Here is a 19,196-nt window from a genome sequence, read left to right on the forward strand (position 1 = left end):
TGCTTGCCGAACTGCTTTCGAAACTGCCGGCGAATGTGTCGGCGAGTCTGCCGACGAACGACGGGTGGGACGAACGGTCGACGACCGTCACTTGTAGCTACGGGTCGCGAACTTGACGACCTCGTACTCGAGCTTCTCGCGGTTCTCGATCGGCTTGGTCGGATCGCCGCTCCACTCCCACGCGGTCACGTGGGCGAACTCGTCGTCGTTGCGAACCGCTTCGCCATCGTCGGTCTGATACTCCGAGCGGAAGTGGCCGCCGCAGCTCTCCTCGCGGGTCAGCGCGTCCTGACACATCAGCATGCCGAGCTCGAAGAAGTCGTCGACTCGCGCCGCCTTCTCGAGCGTCTGGTTCATGCTGGTGCCGTCGCCGGTGATCTTGAGATCCTTCTTGAACTCCTCGTGCAGCGCAGGAATCTCCGACAACGCCTTCTCGAGACCCACCTGGTTGCGATCCATGCCGCAGTAATCCCAGATGATCTTGCCGAGCTCGCGGTGGAAGTGATCGGGGCCCTTCGTGCCGTTGATCGACAGGTACATCTTGAATCGATCGGCGGCCTCGACTTCGGCAGCCTTGAACGCTTCGTGGTTCTCGTCGGGAATCGGCTTGTTGAGCAGATCGGACAGATACGGCGCGATCGTGTACGGCAAGACGAAGTAGCCGTCGGAGAGACCCTGCATCAGCGCCGACGCACCGAGGCGGTTGGCGCCATGATCGGAGAAGTTGGCCTCACCGGCAGCGAAGAGGCCGGGGATCGTGGTCTGCAACTCGTAGTCGACCCAGAGACCACCCATCGTGTAGTGGCTGGCCGGGTAGATACGCATCGGCATCTGGTAGGGGTTCTCACCGGTGATCCGCTCGTACATGTCGAACAGGTTCCCGTAACGCTCACGGATCGTGTCTTCGCCGAGTCGGCCGATCGCTTCGGCGAAGTCGAGGTACACACCGTTCTTGAGTGGGCCGACACCCTGTCCGGCGTCGACCGCACGCTTGGCGGCTCGCGAGGACACGTCGCGCGGGGCCAGGTTGCCGAAGCTCGGGTAGATCCGCTCCAGGTAGTAGTCACGATCCGCTTCGGGGACGTCGGCTGCAGGACGGCTCTCGTCGGGGTTCTTGGGCACCCAGATGCGACCGTCGTTGCGCAGCGACTCCGACATCAGCGTGAGCTTCGACTGGAAGTCGTCGGCCTGAGGGATGCACGTGGGGTGGATCTGCGTGTAGCACGGGTTGGCGAACCCGGCGCCGCGCCGGTGAGCACGCCACGCCGCGGTGACGTTGCAGGCCATGGCGTTGGTCGACAGGTAGAACGCGTTGCCGTAGCCGCCGGTGGCGAGCACCACGGCGTGCGCTGCATGCGAGGTCACCTCGCCGTTGAGCAAGTCGCGCGTGACGATGCCGGCACACCGACCGTCGATGTTGACGACATCGACCATCTCCATGCGGTTCCACAACTTGACGTTGCCGAGGCCGATCTGGCGAGCGAGTTGCTGATACGCACCGAGCAACAACTGCTGTCCGGTCTGGCCACGAGCGTAGAACGTACGGCTGACCTGTGCGCCGCCGAAGGAACGGTTGTCGAGCAGACCGCCGTACTCGCGAGCGAAAGGAACGCCCTGCGCGACCATCTGGTCGATGATGTTGACCGACACTTCGGCGAGACGATGCACGTTGGCCTCACGGGCACGGAAGTCGCCGCCCTTGACCGTGTCGTAGAAGAGGCGGTGGACGCTGTCACCATCACCCTGGTAGTTCTTCGCCGCGTTGATGCCACCCTGCGCAGCGATCGAGTGCGCTCGCCGCGGCGAGTCGTGGAACGTGAACGCTTCGACCTGATAGCCGAGCTCACCGAACGTCGCCGCTGCAGATGCGCCGGCGAGGCCGGTGCCCACCACGATGATCTTGAACTTGCGCTTGTTGGCTGGGTTGACCAACTTCTGGTTGGCGATGTAGTTCGACCACTTGTCGGCCATCGGGCCGTCAGGAATCTTGGAGTCGAGGTTGAGGGTCATTCCGATTCCTCTCCGAGGGCGGTAGCTGATTCGTTGTGCAGGTCGTGCACCGAGACCACGGTCGGGTCGTATTCGATGACACCGGCCATGACGGCGACGGGGAACGAGACGTTGCCGGCGACGATGAGAGCCGCCGTGCCGATGGCGACATTGCGGCGCCAGGCGTTGAAGCGCGGGTTGTTCCAACCCATCGACTGGAACAACGACCAGACACCGTGGAAGAGGTGGATGCCGAGCGCCACGTTGGCGACGATGTAGAAGATCGCGACCGGGATCCGACTCAGCGACTGATCGATGTTGTAGTACACGTCACCGCGCGACCAGTCGGCTCCCGTGGCCCCCCACGTGAGGTCGGCGATGTGCCAGATGATGAACAGCAACACGATCACGCCCGTGTAGCGCATCGTGCGGCTGGCGAAATTGGCGACTTGGTAGTCACGCGCCGACTGATACTTGACCGCCCGAGCCTTGCGGTTGAGCACGGTGAGCCCGTAGGCAGCGTGGATGTGGAGCAGCACGGCGCCGATCAACACCAGTCGCAGCCCCCACAACAGGTAGGTGCGCGGCAGCAGCGGAACGGCGAGGTCGCGCAGGAACTCGCCGTAGATGTCGATGTCGTAGACGCGCTGGCCGTCTTCGACCACCGGGCCGAGGTACATCTTCAAGTTGCCGATCATGTGACCGACGATGAAGCCGATGCCGATCAGGCCGGTGATCGCCATCACGTACTTCTTGCCGACTGCCGTCGAATAGAGGTCGATGATGAACGGTTTCTTCTTGCCCGGTGCCTTGATGGCAGTTCCCGTCACGGGACCCCGGCTCAACGTCTGTGCCATAGGACTCAGAACCTACTCTCCCGCCACCGGATGCAGCCGAATCGTCCTCGTTCCAATACGTGTGGGTTCGGTCACCCGCAGTCGAGCCCGGTAGTTCGAACGGCCGCTCTCGGTCACTCGCGGTCACTCGCGGTCACGCACGGTCGCTGCGATTTCTGCGTAGCATCCTCGACCGACCAATATGGTCCGGTCCCGTGGGGGGAAGCCCACGGAACGATCCACCTCGACTCGAACCACGCGTCGACCGAAACGCCCAGGAGGAACCACCCCGTGGACGTCATTCCCTATCTCGCCCTGATCTCAGCAGTCGCTGCGCTCGGTCTGGCGGGTTACTACTACAAGGCCGTCGAAGCCGCGCCGCCCGGAAACGAGCGCATGGTCTTCTTGATGACCGAGATCCAAAAGGGTGCTCGGGCGTTCCTCCAGAAGGAATACCAATGGGTCGGCGTCTTCGCCGTCATCATGGCCGTCCTGCTGGCGATCGTCATCGCGCCGCTCGCCGCCGTCACCTATGTGTTGGGCGCGGTGCTCTCCGCTGGAGCTGGGTACGCCGGCATGACCGTCGCCACGATGGCCAACGCTCGCACCACCGAAGCCGCCAAGCACGGCCCCGGCAAGGCGCTCCCGGTTGCGTTCCGCGGCGGTGCGGTCATGGGCTTCTGTGTCGCCGGCTTGGCGCTGCTCGGCCTGATGATCACCTACATCTTGTTCGTCACCGTTTTCGAAGTGGACGACGCGTTCGAGATCGTCACGGCCTACGGCCTCGGTGCCTCGACGATCGCACTGTTCTCCCGTGTCGGCGGCGGCATCTACACCAAGGCAGCCGACGTCGGCGCCGACCTCGTCGGCAAGGTCGAAGCCGGGATCCCCGAAGACGACCCGCGCAACCCCGCCACGATCGCGGACAACGTCGGCGACAACGTCGGCGACGTCGCCGGCATGGGCGCCGACCTCTTCGAGTCGTACGCCGGCTCGATCATCGCTCCGATCTCGCTCGTTGCGTTCGCTGGCGGCCTCGCTGCGACGGACGCCGGCGACGCGGGCACGATCGAACTGCTCGTGTTCCCGATGTTCGTTGCGTTCGTCGGCATGATCGCCTCGATCATCGGCTCATTCCTCGTCAAGGGCGGAGAGTCGACCGATTCGCGAGCCCTGAGCAAGGCCCTCCACATGGGCACCAACGTGGCCATGGTCATCACCGTCGTCGGCGTGGCCGCTGGTTCGTTCTGGATCTTCGGCGACTCCGACAAGCCGTGGGGCTTGGCCCTGTCGGTCATCGGCGGTCTCGTCGTCGGTTGGGCGCTCGGCAAGACCGCCGAGTACTACACCTCCGATCACTTCAACCCCGTGAAGAAGATCGCCAAGCAGTCCGAAACCGGGCCGGCGACCACCGTGCTCTCCGGCATCAGCATCGGCATGGTTTCGGTGTTCGCGTCGGTGGCACTGATCCTGGTCGGTGTCGGCGTCGCCTACTGGGGCGGTCTGCAGACGTTCGACGACGCTGAGTTCGGCGGTCTCTACGGCATCGCCGTAGCTGCCATCGGCATGTTGGCGACCACTGGCGTGGTCGTGTCGGTCGACGCCTACGGCCCGATCGCCGACAACGCTGGCGGCATCGCCGAGATGGCGGAGTTGGACCCCTCGGTGCGTGAGGTGACCGACGCACTCGATTCGCTCGGCAACACGACCGCTGCTGTCGCCAAGGGCTTCGCCGTCGGTTCGGCGGCGCTCACGGCGCTGGCGCTGTTCAAGAGCTTCGAGTTCGCCGTCGCCACGGCGTCGAACGGCGACAAGGTGCTCAACCTCGACATCGGTGAAGTCGACGTGTTCGTCGGCCTGTTCATCGGTGCGGGGCTGCCGTTCCTCTTCGCTGCGCTCACGATCGATGCTGTCGGCCGTGCAGCCAACCAGATGATCGAGGAAGTACGTCGACAGTTCCGGGAGATTCCGGGTCTGCGCGAAGGCAAGCCCGGCGTGATTCCCGACTCGGCTCGCTGCGTGGCGATCTCCACCGAAGCGTCGCTCAAGGAGATGATCATCCCCGGTTCGCTGGCCGTGGTCGTCCCGCTGGTCGTCGGCTTCATCGACGTCGACTCGCTCGGCGGTCTGCTGGCCGGCGCGCTGGTGACGGGCTTCGCACTCGCCATCTTCATGGCCAACGCCGGTGGCGCGTGGGACAACGCGAAGAAGTACATCGAAGCCGGCAACCACGGCGGTAAGGGTTCCGACCCGCACAAGGCAGCTGTGGTCGGCGACACCGTGGGTGACCCGTTCAAGGACACGTCCGGCCCGGCGATGAACATCCTCCTCAAGGTGATGACCATCGTCAGCCTGGTGTTCGCCAGCGCCTTCGTCTGATCCTCGTTCACGTCCGCCCCGCCGGAACTGTGAGTCCTCCGCGCCGATATCGGCGCGGTCCGCTCACACTTCGGCGGGGCGTTGGCGGGCGGCCACCACGTCGATGACCGCTTGCGTCACCGACTCGGGCGACTTCGCCTGGTGCCATCCGACGTAGAGCACCTCCCACCCCAGGCCGGCAAGGCGGACGTCTCGCTCCTCGTCGAGCCGTCCGGCGCGCGGGCCGAAGTGGAACCGCCGACTGTGCGCCTCGATCGCCAGCTTGACCGACGGGATCGCCAGGTCGACCCGTGCGACGACCCTTCCCGCGTCGTCGACGATGCGGTACTGGGGAATCACGTCGGGGATCGCCGGATGATCGAGGCACCGGCGAACGACCTCCTCGAACCAGCTCTCCGCCACCTCTCCCTCGAACGGGATGGCGTCCAGCAGCCGACGCAGGACGCGGGTTCCCGCTTGCCCGGGACGATGGAGACGCTCGTTGACCGCCTGCAGGTGGCTGATGCTCACGCCTCGACGGCGAGCGTCGGTGAGGGCGCGCTCGACCAGCTGTCGGTTCCGAACCACCGAGCCCAGATCGGCGAGGGTCCGAGCGATCGTGGTCGTGGCGACTCCATCGACGCACACGATGTCTGGATCGTCGACATCTCGTACGTGATGAGTGACCACCGGCGCCGGCAGTTGCCAGCGGTGCGACCGGTCGACGCTGACTTCGACGATCGATCCGCGCTCGAAACCGTCGAGGCGGTGCAACCGCGCCGCGCTGCGATGGGACGCCGCGGCGCCATCGACCGCGAGGACGGCTGCTGCCACCCGTTGTTCGAACGTCGAGCGGGATCCGGCGACGACGAGCACTCCTGGATACGGTTCGCGCAGCCAGCCCTGGCGAACGAACGTGGCGATTCGAGCCCGACTGAGCCCGAGTGCGGCAGCCTGAGAACGGGTGACGACGCTGTGTCGAGAGGCTGCGAGCTCGGTCACAGCGCGCACGGCGCTGTCCGACATGGCAGCGAACGTACCGCCGATCAGCGATTCGCCACCTCCTCCGCACCCCGCTCGCCGAACTGTGAGTTCTCCGCGCCGGTTTCGACGCGGAGGGCTCACAGATTCAGGGGCGCAGCATGGAGTTCACGGCGTTGACGCTGCGCGAAAAGCGGCGTGGCGGATCGTGCGATCGTGACAGGATTGGCCGACGTCGACACCGGCCAGCGGCGTCGACGAGCGTGGTCAAGGGAGAACGTGATGGGCGATCGATTCGGCCGGAACGGGGTGGCAGTCGGGCTCGTAGGCGCCGTCGTGGCAGCGCTGTGTGTCGCCGTTGCGACGACTGCGCCGATCGGCGTCGGCGCGGCGAGCGACGACGGGGCGACCTTCGTCCCGATCTCTCCCTGTCGTCTCGTCGACACTCGGCCGTCGCCGAATCGTGTCGGGCCGCTTGCCGCGTGGGGACCCGGCGAAACGAAGGTCGTCGAAGCCCACGGCTCCAACGGCCAATGCGTACTCCCGGCCGACGCGGTCGGCCTGTCGCTCAACGTCACCGCGCTCGCGGCGACGAGGCAGACCTTTCTCACGTTCTGGCCGGACGGCTCGATCCCACTGGCGGCCAGCCTCAACCCCGCCCTGGGCGAACCCCCGACGCCGAACGCCGTGACGACGCAGTTGTCGGCGACCGGCTCGTTCCGCATCTACAACGACGTCGGCAACGTCCAGGTCGTGATCGACGTGAACGGCTACCACACCACGACGCCGCTCGACTCGCTCGAGGCGCGCCTCGTCGCTGCAGAGAACAGAACGACCGCCTTGCAGGCGCGGGTCACGTCGGCGGAGGCCAAGCTGGCCACGCTCGAGTCTCAGCAACCGTTCGCGATCAGCACGAACATCAGCGCCGGACCCGGCATCGTAGGACCGACAAGGGTCGTGGCGACGTTGACCGGAACGGCGCCCGCAAATGGCCACTTCGTGGTGTCGTCGTCGCTGACGCTGTTCGACAATCATCCCACCGCAGGGAACAACTGCTCGATCACGACCGGAACGACGATCGACAACGACTACGACCAGGGGGTCCAGATGGCCGACGTCGGTGGTGACCTGGCCAGCCTGTCAGGCGTTCGGCGCTTTGCGGCCGCAGCAGGCCAGCAGCTCACGTTCAACCTCGTCTGTCAGCGGTTCATCTTCGGTCCGAGCTCCGGCGCGGCGAACCTGTCCGACATCGTGCTCGTCGCCGTCTACACCCCAGGCCCGTGACGACGGCGACGGCGACGGCGACGGCACCCACGACTCACGTCACCTTGACGGGCTGGCCACGGAGGCGCAACATGGAGACGACGAGTTCGACCTGGTCCTCGGACCTGCTCCCTCATCGCCCGCAGCGTCGTTGCGACGCGCCATAGCGTTGCCGACACGACAACGAAGTGGGGCTGACCGCCCCGTCGACGAAAGTGAGACATCATGCTCGGTGGACCCGAAGGAATCATTCTGATCGCGGTGATCGTGCTGCTGTTCGGCGGCTCCCAGATCCCCAAACTCGCCCGCAACCTCGGTCTGGCGCAGAAGGAGCTGAAAGACGCCCTCAAGGGCGACGACGAGGATGCACCGGCCGCACCGGCCGACCAGACCCGCGCCTGAGCCGACGGCCGGCGTCGACGAGACATCGCCCCGCCGCGACCTACGACCGCCAACCGGGACGGGAACCCGAGACCGGACGCCGAAACCGCAACGCGCGTCGAGCCGTCACGGCACGCCGACGCCCCCGAACATGACCCTGTACGCGGCCGAGTTCCCCACGACGTGTTCGTCGTGGGGAACTCGGCGTGACCGACCGGATCGGATCAGCAGGTGCCGAAGACACCCACCCGGTCGACGACGAGATCGACGGTCCCGCTGCGGTTGTACAGCACGATGTCACCGTCGGCGTCGGGTGTCACCACGACCAGGTCGTTGACCACCGATCCGGTGTACGGCGCCGTGCCGAACGTGTGCACCGCGGTGAACACGTCCACGGGCCCCGGGCTCGGGGCGACCGACAGCCACGAGAACGTCGCAGTCGGCTTCACCGAGGTGATGTTCAATGCCACCGCTTCACACCCGGGAGCAGCGACGTTCACCGTGCGTGTGCCAGCCATCCCCCACGGCGTGGCGAACGGACCGACCTGTGTCGCCGGCCTCGAGTCGAGGATCCGCTTCGGGCTCGTCGCGACGTACCCGCTGCCCGCGGCGACGTCGGTGGTGAAGTACCCGACGACCTCGACGACCAGATCGACCGAGCCGGCCTGGTTGAAGATGTTGATCTGTCCGTCGTCGCCGATCTTCGCGATGACGAGGTCGGTCACCACCTGCCGCGTCGCCGGACTCGTGCCGAAGAACATCGAGGCGGTCTGCCCTCTGGTTGCACCGGTCGGATAGATCGTCAGCCAGTTGTTCAGAGCCGTCGGGTTCACCGTCGTGATGCTCAGCGCAACGGCCTCGACGCCGGTCGCCGGGACGCCGACCTCGCCGGTGATCTGGAGTGACCGGTCACGGTCGCTCGCGACTCCCGCGTTCCATGCGGTGTCGTACTCACCGACGTTGGTGGCGGCACGGGAGTCGAGGAGACGGACCGGGGTGATGCCGACGAACTCCGATCCGCCGAGCTCCGAGTAGTAGCCGCTCACCTCGATCACGAGGTGCACGTCACCGTTCGCGTTTCGGATGTCGATGGTGCCGCCGTCGCCGACCTTTGCGACGACGACGTCGTTCACGACTGCGGTCGCCGACGGCGCGAGACCGAAGTTGAGCGCCGCGGTCGGTGTCGGCGTCGAGCCGGCCGGGGAGATCGTCAGCCACGACGCCGGAGCGGACGGGTTGACGGTGGTGATGTTGAGCACGACGGCACTGACGTCGGTCGACGGAACGCCGCCGACGCCGGTCACCGGCACGGCGCGTGTCTCGCCGGGACCCCATGGCGTGTCGAACGGCCCCACATTCGCCGCGACCCGACTGTCGAGAATTCGAGCCGGGTTGAGCGGGTTGAATCCCGCTTCGACGACCTGCTCGGTGTACAGCTGGATCGACACGTAGTCGACCGTGGAATCGTCTTGGACCACGACGTCGAGGAAGCCTTCCGCGTTGATCTGGTCGAGCAACGACGGAACGTTCGTGTTCACGAACCCGTCGGTGAGCGCGCCGAGTTCGAAGGTGAGCACCTTCTTGGTGTTGATGGGCGTCGGGCCGTACTTGGCGATGTCGGCGGCATAGACGACACCGTCGATCCGATCGGGCGGCGTCGTCTCACCGGTCAGCTGGAAGATCACGGCGTCGTTGGAGTGTCGGTAGTCGACGTTCACGGCGACGGTGGCACGGCAGATGCGCTCGCCGATCGGAGCCTCCAGCGCGGTGAAGGTGTGGGCGAAGAAGCGGTCGGACCCCGGATCGTCGAAGTCGCGGAAGCCGATCGCCCCGTTGGCCGAGTAGAAGTCCTTCACGGCCGCGCTCGGCGACGCGGGCTCGACGCCCTGGAACGAGTCCTTCGTGCCAGCGACGATCTCGGGCCCGAAGGCGCTGCACTTCTCGACGCCGCGGTAGCAGGAGCGGTCGGAGATGTCGAACTCTCCGTACCCTTCGATCACTCCTTGTGCCACCACGTCGTTGCAGTAGTCGAGGGAGTCGGCGATGCCGGTGAGCGTGCAGGTCAGGGACTCACCCGCCGGGATGACCCCGTCGCTCTCACAGTCGTTGAGCTCGATCACTCCTTCCTCGCTGTCGACGAGTGACGACAGGACTGCGGGTTGGTCGGCGTAGTTGGTGATGGTGTACGTCCACGTGATCGGCGAGCCGAGCACCACGTCGGGAGAGTCCTCGCCGTTCGTCGTCTTCTCGATCGTGATCAGCGCAGACGTGTAGAGATCCAGCTTCACGAAGTCCGTCTGGTTGTCGTCTTGCACGTAGAAGTCGACGTAGCCGTACTGCTGGATGAACGGGAGGAGATCGGTTTGGCCATTGGGGTCTGCCGGAGACGTCAGATCGCCCAGGTCGAAGGTGAAGTCCTGCGCTGTCATCGAGACGGAAAGAGGAATGATGTACCGCTCGTCATCGGCCGTGCGCTGCGTGTTGTCGTTCTGGTCGACGAAGAAGAGACCGAAGGAGTCGTTGGTGTCCCCGGTGCCCTTGATGCGGGTCGTCAACGTGGCGTCGCAGAGCTGCTCGGTCGGAGGGATGTTGAACCCCGAGAAGGTCTCGGCCATCCACTGGTTGTTGGTGGCGTCGTCATAGTCGTCGAATCCGAGGCCCGGCGAAATCGCGTTCTGCCAGAAGGCGACATGGTCGGCGCTCGGCGTGGCAGCCTCGATGCCGTTGGCCGTGGCGAAGTTGTCGTCGACGCCTTTCGTGATCGATGTGTGCAGCGTGCATGGCGCCGCGGCTGACACGATCCCATCGGCAACGGACATCACTGCCGTGGTCGCGACGACCGCTCCAGCGCACATCGCGAAGACGCTCAACGCACTCGTCGTGCGCTTGGCTCGACGGGCCCCGCGGCCCGGCTCTCGCCTCTTGGTTTCGAACATGGCGGATCCCTTCATCCACGAGCGCCCGATGCGCCCGATCGCTACCAGAGACGCTCAGCCCATCGAATCGGTTGACAGCTCGGACGCGAATGCGCCGGCGTCGGGTCGGCGAGGCGGTCAGCGACGGGTCAGCCGTCGAGCAACGAGAGCGCCGGACAGAATCGCAGCCGCCAGCGACCGTCGGCGAACGTGAACGGAACCGGCGCAACCGGTATGGCGCCGATGTCGAGGAACACGATTCCGACGCCACGCGCCGATGACGCGCCCGTGACCGTCACGTCGGCGCCGTCTGCCAGCGCTCGGATCCCATCCGGAATCCGACCCCAGCAGTCGTCGGCCACGAACTGTCGAGACGTCGGCACGTCGCCGCTGCGCAGCGCCGCCAACAGTGCCTCAGCGGAGTCCTGCAAACTGAGACACTCACCGCTCGACTCGGCGGCGAGCGCCGAGTTCGGGCCACACGGTTCGTCACTCATCACGATGACCACGCCGAGCGCGGCGACGGCGACGACCGCTCCCACCGCTGCGAGCATGGCGAGCCGTCGAAGGAGGCGGCCCCCCTCTCGCCCGACGACCTTCGCGGTCGCCGTTCCAGCACCGGTCGCGGGTGCCGCGGCGCCCGGTGTCGGTAGGGCAGCACCAGAGGTCGGCGGGTTCGGGGTCGCCGCTACCGGCGGGGTCGCCGTTACCGGCGGGGTCGCCGTTACCGGCGGGGTCGCCGTTGCCGGCGGGGTCGCCGTTGCCGTGGGGTTCGCCGTTGCCGTGGGGGTCGCGGGTGCCGCGGATGGCACCGCCGGTGCGGTGGCCGGGCCGAGGACTCCGGAGGGCAACGGGAGTGGTGGTGCCGACGGCGGCGTCGGTGGGCGTCCCTGCGCTCGTGCGAGGATCGCCTCGAACGGTGGCGGCGACACGACCACGCTCGCCCAGCGCTCGTCGACGGCGCGCTGCATGCGTTCCATGGTCGCCTGCAATGGATCCGTCCCGTTCACGGCGCGGGCTCCAACAGGCTCGTCAGCGTTCGCAGCGCACTCGCCACCTTCGTCTCGAGTTCCGGATCGCTCCGGAGCGATGCGGCCACCGCAGTGGCGTCGAGACGAGCGAGTCGTCCGAGCATCAACGCGTCGGCCTCGGCCGCTGGCAGCGCCTGGAGGGCACGCAGGGCCTTCGTCGCCTCGCCCGTCGCGTCGTCGATCGTCGGGAGACCTTGCACCGGCGTCGCCGCCAGCGCTTCGGCGCGGCGATGTCGGGCGATGTCGAGCACGAGCCTGCGCAGCGCGCCCAGCACGCCGTCGAGCGTTGCTGCGTGCGCTGGGATCGGCGTGGTGAGCATCTTCGTGAAGGCTTCCTGCACGATGCCTTCGCACACCGAGACGCTGTCGACGATCGTGCTCGCCAGCCGGACGAGCGGGAGATACTCCGACTCGTAGAGTTCGCGCACCAGCGGCTCGACACCGGCGGCGATCGTCGTCGTGACCTCCTTGTCGACGACGTGTCGACCGTCGAACACGAGCAGCGCCGCCCGTTCTCGTCCGAACAGCGCCGGCGTCTTCGCTTCGGGGATCCCCTCCAGGTCGATGTTGACGACGGCGAGGTCGAACGCGGTCGCCGCGTCGCGACCGCTCGCGAGATGTCGGTAGAACGTCGACGCGAACGAGTGCGCGGCGGCGTCGCTCACCCGATCGGACATGCCGATCACGCAGTCGACGTGATGCGCGATCACCTCGGCCTGCGTCGCGGAGTAGCACGCGTTCAACACCACGCAGCGCACGACGCCGGTGAACGCCGCGAACATCTGGCGCAACGTCTCCGCGTCGACGGCCACCGACTGACCGTCGGCGTCTTCGAAGTACAACTCGGCTCGTTCGTTGCCGTGACCGGAGAAGTGCACGACCGACGGATCGTCGTCGAGCATCTTCTGGACCAACTCGCTCGTCTCGGTGTCGTGGCTCAACACGATTCGTAGGCGGTCACGGTGACTCCCCAGTCGAACCGCACGCTCGATCAGGTCGAACTCGGCGTCGAGCGCGAGCTCGACCTTGTCGCGCGGCGACGCGCCCGCCAGCAGCACCGGCGCTGGGTCGGGAGGAGCCACTCCCCCGCCGGACCGTGGCGTCGGTTCTGTCATGTCGCAAGAAGATAGGTTGCCGAATGCAGCATCGTTGGACCAGACGCATCTGCCCCCGTTCGCGTTGACACGCATCGTGGACGACACCGCACCGATGGACGAGGTACGACGATGAGACTGCTGTTGTCGGGCGGAAGCCATCGAGCGACGCTCGGGGCGATGGGCGCTGTCGGGTACTTCCTCTGGTCAGAGGAGACGGCGCCGCCGGATGCCGGCGCGACCGATCGGTGGAGCGACGTGAACGAGGTCGTCTCCGTCAGCGGCGGCTCGATTCTCAACGGCACGCTCGCCGCCCACCCGAGCGCCACCAACGGGGAGACCCTCGGCGTCCTCGCTGATCTCCGGCGCCGGTTGGCCGGCGACGGGCTCCTCCCCCATCGCACACCGAGACGACTCGCGCTCACCACGGGACTGCTCACCGTCGCGGCGGTCGCCGTCTGGGCGGTCCTCGCCGCGGGTGGCGTGGTCGGTCCCGACCAGCTGGCGTCGAGCCCGTGGGCGCTGCTCGTCGGGGTGACGGTCGCGCCGGTGGTCATCGGCGTCGCGCGGCGTCTCGTCGCCCGCTACCAGCGCGACGTCCTCGAGGTCGTCACCGACGCAGCGCGACCGCTCGACACCGCGCCGGGCAAACGGCGCCACATCATGTGCGCGTCGGGACTCAGCTCGGGGGTGCCGTACTACTTCGTGGTCGGTGGCGAGACACCGTTCGAGCCGGCGTACGGAGCAGCACTGTCGTCCGGGTACCGGATCAGCGACGCCGTCGCGGCTTCGACGGCACTGCCCGGACTCGGTCAGGTGCGCGCTCCGGGCGAGTTCCGTCGCGAACTCCTCGTCGACGGGGGCGTGTCGGGCGGCTTCGGAGAACAGGTCGCCACGACACAGATCCGACGACGACCCAGCGACACCTGGCGCAACGACGGAGACTGGTTCGCGGTCGACGCCGTGCGCCACCTCCAGTCCGATTCACGCCTCGGCCAATTGGCACGTTCGCTCAGCACGACGCTCCTGATCTCGAGATGGCTGAAGGTGAGCCTCGAGGCCACGTACGTCAACGACCTGATCGACCTCGGACCTGGCCGCTACGCCCGCGTCTGGTCGCCGAACGAACTCCCCGCGTCGAGGCCGCCGAGCACCGCCGTCTTCCGCGACGGATCCGCGGCGTCGGATGCCGCGGGCGACGATCGGCTCGCCTCACCGGAGCGGGCGCGACTCGGCGAACTCCAACAGGACGTGTCGGTCATGGGCCTGTTCTCGTTGAACGAGCGAACGGTCGATCTCGGGATCGTCGTCGGGTTCGTGTCGACGCTGGAAGTGCGGCGGGGTCTCACGGTCGCTCGGGTGACCGAAGGACTCGACTGGCTCGACCAGCGACTGTCCACCGGCGGTCGCCTTCGCGAGATCTGGGAGGGCCCGGGCACGTCACGCCTGGGCACCCCACGCAACGACGACCCACGCGGCACCCCACGCGACGACGACCCGGTCAACGCCGGAAGCGACTGACGAGTTCGTCGGCAGCGCGCTGGAACGCCGCCGCGGCAGCGGCGTCACCGTCGACGGCCGCCAACTGCGCCAACGCCCCGTCGATGGGACCATTGCTCGACGCCCCGTTCCAACTCATCCGACCCGTGTACGGCAGCAGCAGGGCCTGCAGTTCGGAACGCTCCCCCGCTGTCCCGACCGTCGCCACGGCGGGCGCGAGCAGGGTGAGGATCGACGTGAAGTGCAGGTCACGCTCGACGCCATCGAAGCCTCGCCGCATCAACGCGTCGAGCTCTCGGCGAGCAGCATCGGCGTCGCCCTGCTCGGTGGCCAGCATCGACGAGACCGCTCGGTACGGCACGTAGTCGGGCGACCCGGCGACGAGGTCCTGCACGACGTCGTGCAACTCGGCGCTGCGTCCCTGCTGTTGGCGAGCGCTGAGCAGCAACAGACCGAACACGGTCGTCGCCCAGCTCGCGTCGAACCGCTCCATGCCGATCGCGAGCGCCTGCTCGGCCGCCGACTCTGCGTGCGCGATGTCGCCGGTGAGCGACCCCCACGCCGACTCGGAGAACGCCATCCCGAAGTCGCGAGGGCGGCGGCGCACCGCGTCGACCATGTCGCGCATCGTGTCGAGTGCGGCCGTCGCGCGATCGGGATCGCCCAGGACGCACGCTCGTTGGAAGCCGATGAACGCCGACTCCCAGATCAGGTCGGCGTCGCCATCGGCGAGCATGGCCATGCGTTCGCCTGCGAGGCCGAGCAGGTCGAAGTCGTCCGGGTGGGCGAAGCCCAGATGGGCGTTCTCGAGCACCGACCGTTCCAACTCGTCGTGACCCAGCACGAACGACAGGTCCCATCCCTCTCGATACAGCCGGCGACCGACGGCCGCGTCGCGAGTCGCGCTGAACAGCGGCGCGGCGCGCACGCACAGCTCGGCGCGCATGATGGGCGGGAGGTCGAGGGCCAACGCCTCCTCGACGAGCGCGACGATCCCGCCGTCGGCCGCTCCGGTTCCGGTGGTGGCACCGAAGCCACACAGCTCGGCTGCGGCGACCGCGAACAACTCGGCGCTGTCGGCCTCCCTGGCCCGTTCACAGCCGTCGATCAACAGCTCGACGTACCCGGGACTGCCGAGTGCACTCTCGACGACACCGCGCCGGACCGTGATCTCTGCCGTCAACGCATCGTCGCCGACGTCGTAGCGGTCGGCGAGGTCCTGAGCCGACGAGATCAGCTCGCGAGCGCTCTCCCAGTCGAACACGCCGATGACCTCACCCGCCGCGTCGAGCGTCGACCAGATCGCCCGGTCCGGGTCGAGATCGGCGGCCTCTCGGTAGTGCATCGACACCTCGATCGCCGACGCTCCTCCCGACTCGAGCGAGCGCCCGATCTCGTCGTGTAACGCGACTCGACGGCCAGAGGCGAGGAGTTGACGGCAGGCGTCGGCGATCAGCGCGTGGACGAATCGCCCGGTGTCGGCACCGCGGTCGAGCGACACGAGGCCGGCATCGGCGGCAGCGAACAGTTCGGCGTCGGCATTCGCGCGGAGCTGACGCAGCGGTTGCATGTCGAACTCCTGGCCGAGCAACGCCGCGACGTCGAGGGTCTCGAGCGTCGATCGACTCAGCGGATCGAGTCGATTCCGGACCGCGACCAGGATCGACGACGACAACTCGGACTGCAGGACGCCGGCTTCGGCCACGTCGGCGACGAGGAGCCGGACGAACAGGGCGTTGCCGGCCGTCTGCTCGAGGAGTCGCTCCGCCGCGCCCGGCGGGATCCGACCGAGCGAGGCCGACGACAGCACCTCGCTGATGTCGTCGAGCGCCAGACCCCCGAGCCGGATCGTCGACGTCTCCGCGACGTGGTCGACCAGCGCACGAAGCCGTGGTGAATCGCTGGGCCTCAGACCGAGCACGATGGTGGTGATGCCGTCGGTCGCCAGCCGTTCGACGATGTCGGCAGACCCGGCGTCGAGCCAATGAGCATCGTCGAGGATCATCACCGTGTCGGACGCCGCCTGCAGAAAGCCGGTCAGTCCGTCGATCAGTTCGTCGCGACCGAGTCGGCCTCCGGTCGGCACCCCGAGGCCTGGGCAGACGCGGGCCACCGCGGATGCCGCTCGCTCGTCGGGCGGCGCCCACTCGGCGACCGCCTCGCACAGCGCGGCGATCGCGTCGAGCGGTCGCGTGGGATGCGGCGAGACCTCGACTCTGACGACCCGCGCTCCGCTCGCCCGACGGGACTCCTCGAAACGCGCGAGCAGAGTCGACTTGCCGATGCCGCCTTCGCCGACGACGGCGATCGTCTCGCCAGGGCGGATCTGTTCGAGACGGGTCAGCTCCGCGCCCCGGCCGCCGAACGCGGACGCCTCACCTCCGACCGACGTGAGCGCGACCGGATCGAGATCGACGGCGCCGACCAGGATCGCGTGCTCGAGGTCGGCGAGCGCCGGTGACGGCGACAGACCGGAGGCACGAAGCGTGGAAGCGGCGGCGGCGAGCACACGTAGCGCTTCGGAGCGTCGGCCGCACGCTGCGAGGGCCGCAGCGTGCACCGCGACGAGGCGCTCTCGGACCACGTCGGCGTCGAGGAACGACGCCGACAGCTCGGCGGCATCCTCATGGCGGGCAGCGGCATTCCACAGCTCGCAGAGGCGGGTCGCTGCGAACCATCGCAGCTCGGACAGCGCCGATCGGCGGGCCGAGGACGCCGCGGCGTCGGCACAGTCGCCGAACGGTTCACCGACCCAGGAATCGAGGGCGTCCGACAGCAACGCCGCAGCCTCGGCGTCGGCGGCCTCGCGAGCCGCCACGATCGCCTCCTCGAAGCGGTCGACGTCGAGCCGATCCGCATCCAGCCGATACGCGTCGGTCTCGTGAACCAGCCGATCCGCCATCGGCCCCAACGAGGCGCGCAGCCGGGACAGCGCGACGTTCAACGCGCGGCGTGGGTTGGCCGGCAACTCGCCCGACCACAGCATCTCGATCAGCGCATCGACCGTGACCGAACGACCGGAGTGCAGCGCGAGCCCGGCGACCAGCTGCTTGACCTGCCGGCGGCCCAGATCGACCTCGTTGCCGTCGACGATGACCCGGCTCGATCCGAACACCCGCACGTCGAGCACCCCTGCGCCGGCATCAGCATCAGCGCCGGCATCAGCATCAGCATCAGCATCGGCATCACGGTCACCGCCGCTCGCACCTTCTGCGCCGGCGGTGCGCGCGGGTTGTGTCATCACCAGCGCCAAGGCTAACCATGTGGCATGGACGTGCCCGACATCGGACGCTTCTGGTCGGCCACGACGGCACCGCTGCTCATCAGTCACGGGGGCGACACCGCGTCGGGCGCGGTGTCGGGCACCTGGACCGCGTACCGCCGCGCCCACGAACTCGGCTTCCGAGCGTTCCAGGTCGACGTCGTCCCCGCCGCCGACGGGGCCCTGCTGTCGATGCACGCCGTGTTCGGCCGCACACCGCGACTCGAGTCGGGGACCCTCGAGGCGGTCCGAGCTCGCCTGGACGACGTCCCGACCCTGAGCGAATTGATCGCTGCGTATCCGGACGCTCGATGGAACATCGAACTGAAGAGCGCCCGCTGTGAACAGCGCCTTGTCGAGCTGATCGAACTCCACCCCGCCCGACACCTGCTGTGTATCAGCGCACCGTTCCACACGAGGGTGCTCCGACGTCTGCGACGCCGCTTTCCCGATCTCTCCACCAACGCGTCGCTGCTCGAAGGAGCCTTGATCGGGGTTGCGCTCCAGCCGTGGCGAACGTGCAGCGCCGACGGTGTCCAGGTGTTCTCCAAGCTCGCCAGCGGACGCGTGGTGAACCACCACGTCCGGCGGGGACGCGCCGTGCAGGTGTGGACCGTGAACGACGGCGCCGAGGCCAGCCGTCTGGTCGATCGAGGGGTCGTCGCCCTGATCGTCGACGACTACCTCGCCGTCGCCGGCGCGGTCGCGCAACGCACCATCTGACGCTCCGCTGCGCCCGAGCCGACGCTGCGCGGAGACTCCTGCGAGTCCCACACGCAGGCGCGCTCGGGCTGGAAGCTCCGTGGAAACCCGACTGCTCGATCGTGGTGCTCGTCACCTCGATCCAGCCGTCGATCCTCAGGAGCTCCACGATGTCCGCACTCGAAACCGAACCCGCCGACCTGGCGGCCTCACCGCGACGATCCGCCTGCGACGGGAGCCTCGTTGGCGGCGCGGCGATGGCGTGGCCCGACTTCGTCGAGTCGATCTACCGCGAACGATTCGGCGAGCTGTGCCACCTGGCTCGCCGCCTCGTCGACACCACCCACAGCGCCGAGGAAGTGGTACAGGAAGCGTTCAGCCGTTTCGTGGCACTGCAGCGGCCCCCGGCTCCGGGCAAGGAACTGTCGTATCTGCGCTCGATCGTGATCAACGAAGCCCGCTCCGTGCTGCGTCGACGGCAGCTCTCGGACCGGCATCGTCCCACCCGCCCGCCGGCGACGAGTCGCGACGCAGCCGACGAGGCGCTGCATCGGCTGGAGGCCCGGCGGCTCTGGGAGTCGATCACCGACCTGCCGCAGCGCCAACGCCAAGTCGTCGCGCTGCGCCACGTGTTCGACATGTCCGAACGCGAGACGGCGCGGCTGCTGTCGATCAGCGCCGGCTCGGTCAAGACCCATGCGAGTCGCGGCCTCTCGACGGTCCGACGACTCACGAACGACGGCGAGCGATGACCTCCATCATGGGCTTCGCCAGGCTCACCCGAACCACGTCGGCGGAGGGCCCGCCACCGGATCGCGTCGACGACCACTCGCCGTCTCCGCGCCCGAACGCCCGGGGTCAGGCACCAGCCGTGACGCGCCCGG

At 67.6% G+C, this 19,196-nt stretch carries 13 protein-coding genes; 6 read left to right on the plus strand and 7 right to left on the minus strand.

Annotated elements, in window-relative coordinates:
* Positions 1 to 87: 87 nt before the first annotated feature.
* Together ACE37B_RS08905 and ACE37B_RS08910 are read right to left on the minus strand one after the other, a co-directional pair.
* Positions 88 to 2,010: a fumarate reductase/succinate dehydrogenase flavoprotein subunit gene (locus ACE37B_RS08905; protein WP_409922970.1), complete on the minus strand. Its 1,923-nt coding sequence runs from the start codon at positions 2,008 to 2,010 to the stop codon at positions 88 to 90.
* Positions 2,007 to 2,819, minus strand: coding sequence for a succinate dehydrogenase cytochrome b subunit (locus ACE37B_RS08910; RefSeq protein WP_409922971.1), 813 nt, complete (start codon positions 2,817 to 2,819; stop codon positions 2,007 to 2,009). The genes ACE37B_RS08905 and ACE37B_RS08910 overlap by 4 nt, the downstream gene beginning before the upstream one ends.
* 297 nt (positions 2,820 to 3,116) lie before the next feature.
* Between ACE37B_RS08910 and ACE37B_RS08915 the strand changes: the two genes are divergently transcribed.
* Entirely contained in the window at positions 3,117 to 5,204 is a 2,088-nt protein-coding gene (locus ACE37B_RS08915) for a sodium-translocating pyrophosphatase (protein WP_409922972.1), read from the plus strand.
* Between the two features lie 63 nt (positions 5,205 to 5,267).
* On the opposite strand, the gene ACE37B_RS08920 is transcribed toward ACE37B_RS08915, so the two are convergent.
* Positions 5,268 to 6,209, minus strand: coding sequence for a type IV toxin-antitoxin system AbiEi family antitoxin domain-containing protein (locus ACE37B_RS08920; RefSeq protein WP_409922973.1), 942 nt, complete (start codon positions 6,207 to 6,209; stop codon positions 5,268 to 5,270).
* A gap of 237 nt (positions 6,210 to 6,446) precedes the next feature.
* Between ACE37B_RS08920 and ACE37B_RS08925 the strand changes: the two genes are divergently transcribed.
* The gene (locus ACE37B_RS08925; RefSeq protein WP_409922974.1) at positions 6,447 to 7,448 is read left to right on the plus strand and encodes a hypothetical protein; all 1,002 of its coding nucleotides are present in this window, start codon (positions 6,447 to 6,449) and stop codon (positions 7,446 to 7,448) included.
* A gap of 204 nt (positions 7,449 to 7,652) precedes the next feature.
* Entirely contained in the window at positions 7,653 to 7,829 is a 177-nt protein-coding gene (locus ACE37B_RS08930; protein WP_409922975.1) for a twin-arginine translocase TatA/TatE family subunit, read from the plus strand.
* A gap of 203 nt (positions 7,830 to 8,032) precedes the next feature.
* Here ACE37B_RS08930 and ACE37B_RS08935 read toward each other — a convergent pair whose 3' ends face one another.
* The 3 genes from ACE37B_RS08935 to ACE37B_RS08945 all read right to left on the minus strand — a co-directional run bounded on the left by ACE37B_RS08935 (position 8,033) and on the right by ACE37B_RS08945 (position 12,869).
* Entirely contained in the window at positions 8,033 to 10,744 is a 2,712-nt protein-coding gene (locus ACE37B_RS08935; RefSeq protein WP_409922976.1) for a hypothetical protein, read from the minus strand.
* A 128-nt stretch (positions 10,745 to 10,872) separates the two neighbouring features.
* The gene (locus ACE37B_RS08940; RefSeq protein ID WP_409922977.1) at positions 10,873 to 11,694 is read right to left on the minus strand and encodes a hypothetical protein; all 822 of its coding nucleotides are present in this window, start codon (positions 11,692 to 11,694) and stop codon (positions 10,873 to 10,875) included.
* A gap of 35 nt (positions 11,695 to 11,729) precedes the next feature.
* Positions 11,730 to 12,869 carry a CHAT domain-containing protein gene (locus ACE37B_RS08945; RefSeq protein ID WP_409922978.1) on the minus strand — a complete coding sequence of 380 codons (1,140 nt, stop codon included), beginning with the start codon at positions 12,867 to 12,869 and terminating at the stop codon, positions 11,730 to 11,732.
* A gap of 111 nt (positions 12,870 to 12,980) precedes the next feature.
* Between ACE37B_RS08945 and ACE37B_RS08950 the strand changes: the two genes are divergently transcribed.
* The gene (locus ACE37B_RS08950) at positions 12,981 to 14,369 is read left to right on the plus strand and encodes a hypothetical protein (protein ID WP_409922979.1); all 1,389 of its coding nucleotides are present in this window, start codon (positions 12,981 to 12,983) and stop codon (positions 14,367 to 14,369) included.
* Here the strand turns inward: ACE37B_RS08950 and ACE37B_RS08955 are convergent.
* Positions 14,350 to 17,589: a BTAD domain-containing putative transcriptional regulator gene (locus tag ACE37B_RS08955; protein ID WP_409923661.1), complete on the minus strand. Its 3,240-nt coding sequence runs from the start codon at positions 17,587 to 17,589 to the stop codon at positions 14,350 to 14,352. The two genes, ACE37B_RS08950 and ACE37B_RS08955, sit on opposite strands and share 20 nt — an antisense overlap.
* 27 nt (positions 17,590 to 17,616) lie before the next feature.
* On the opposite strand from ACE37B_RS08955, the gene ACE37B_RS08960 reads away from it, so the two are divergent.
* Entirely contained in the window at positions 17,617 to 18,333 is a 717-nt protein-coding gene (locus tag ACE37B_RS08960) for a glycerophosphodiester phosphodiesterase (protein ID WP_409922980.1), read from the plus strand.
* Positions 18,334 to 18,482: 149 nt separating this feature from the next.
* Positions 18,483 to 19,064, plus strand: a complete 582-nt coding sequence (locus tag ACE37B_RS08965; RefSeq protein WP_409922981.1) for a sigma-70 family RNA polymerase sigma factor — start codon at positions 18,483 to 18,485, stop codon at positions 19,062 to 19,064.
* Positions 19,065 to 19,196 lie beyond the last annotated feature (132 nt).

This window comes from Ilumatobacter sp., from assembly GCF_046290335.1.
Taxonomy (GTDB): domain Bacteria; phylum Actinomycetota; class Acidimicrobiia; order Acidimicrobiales; family Ilumatobacteraceae; genus Ilumatobacter_A.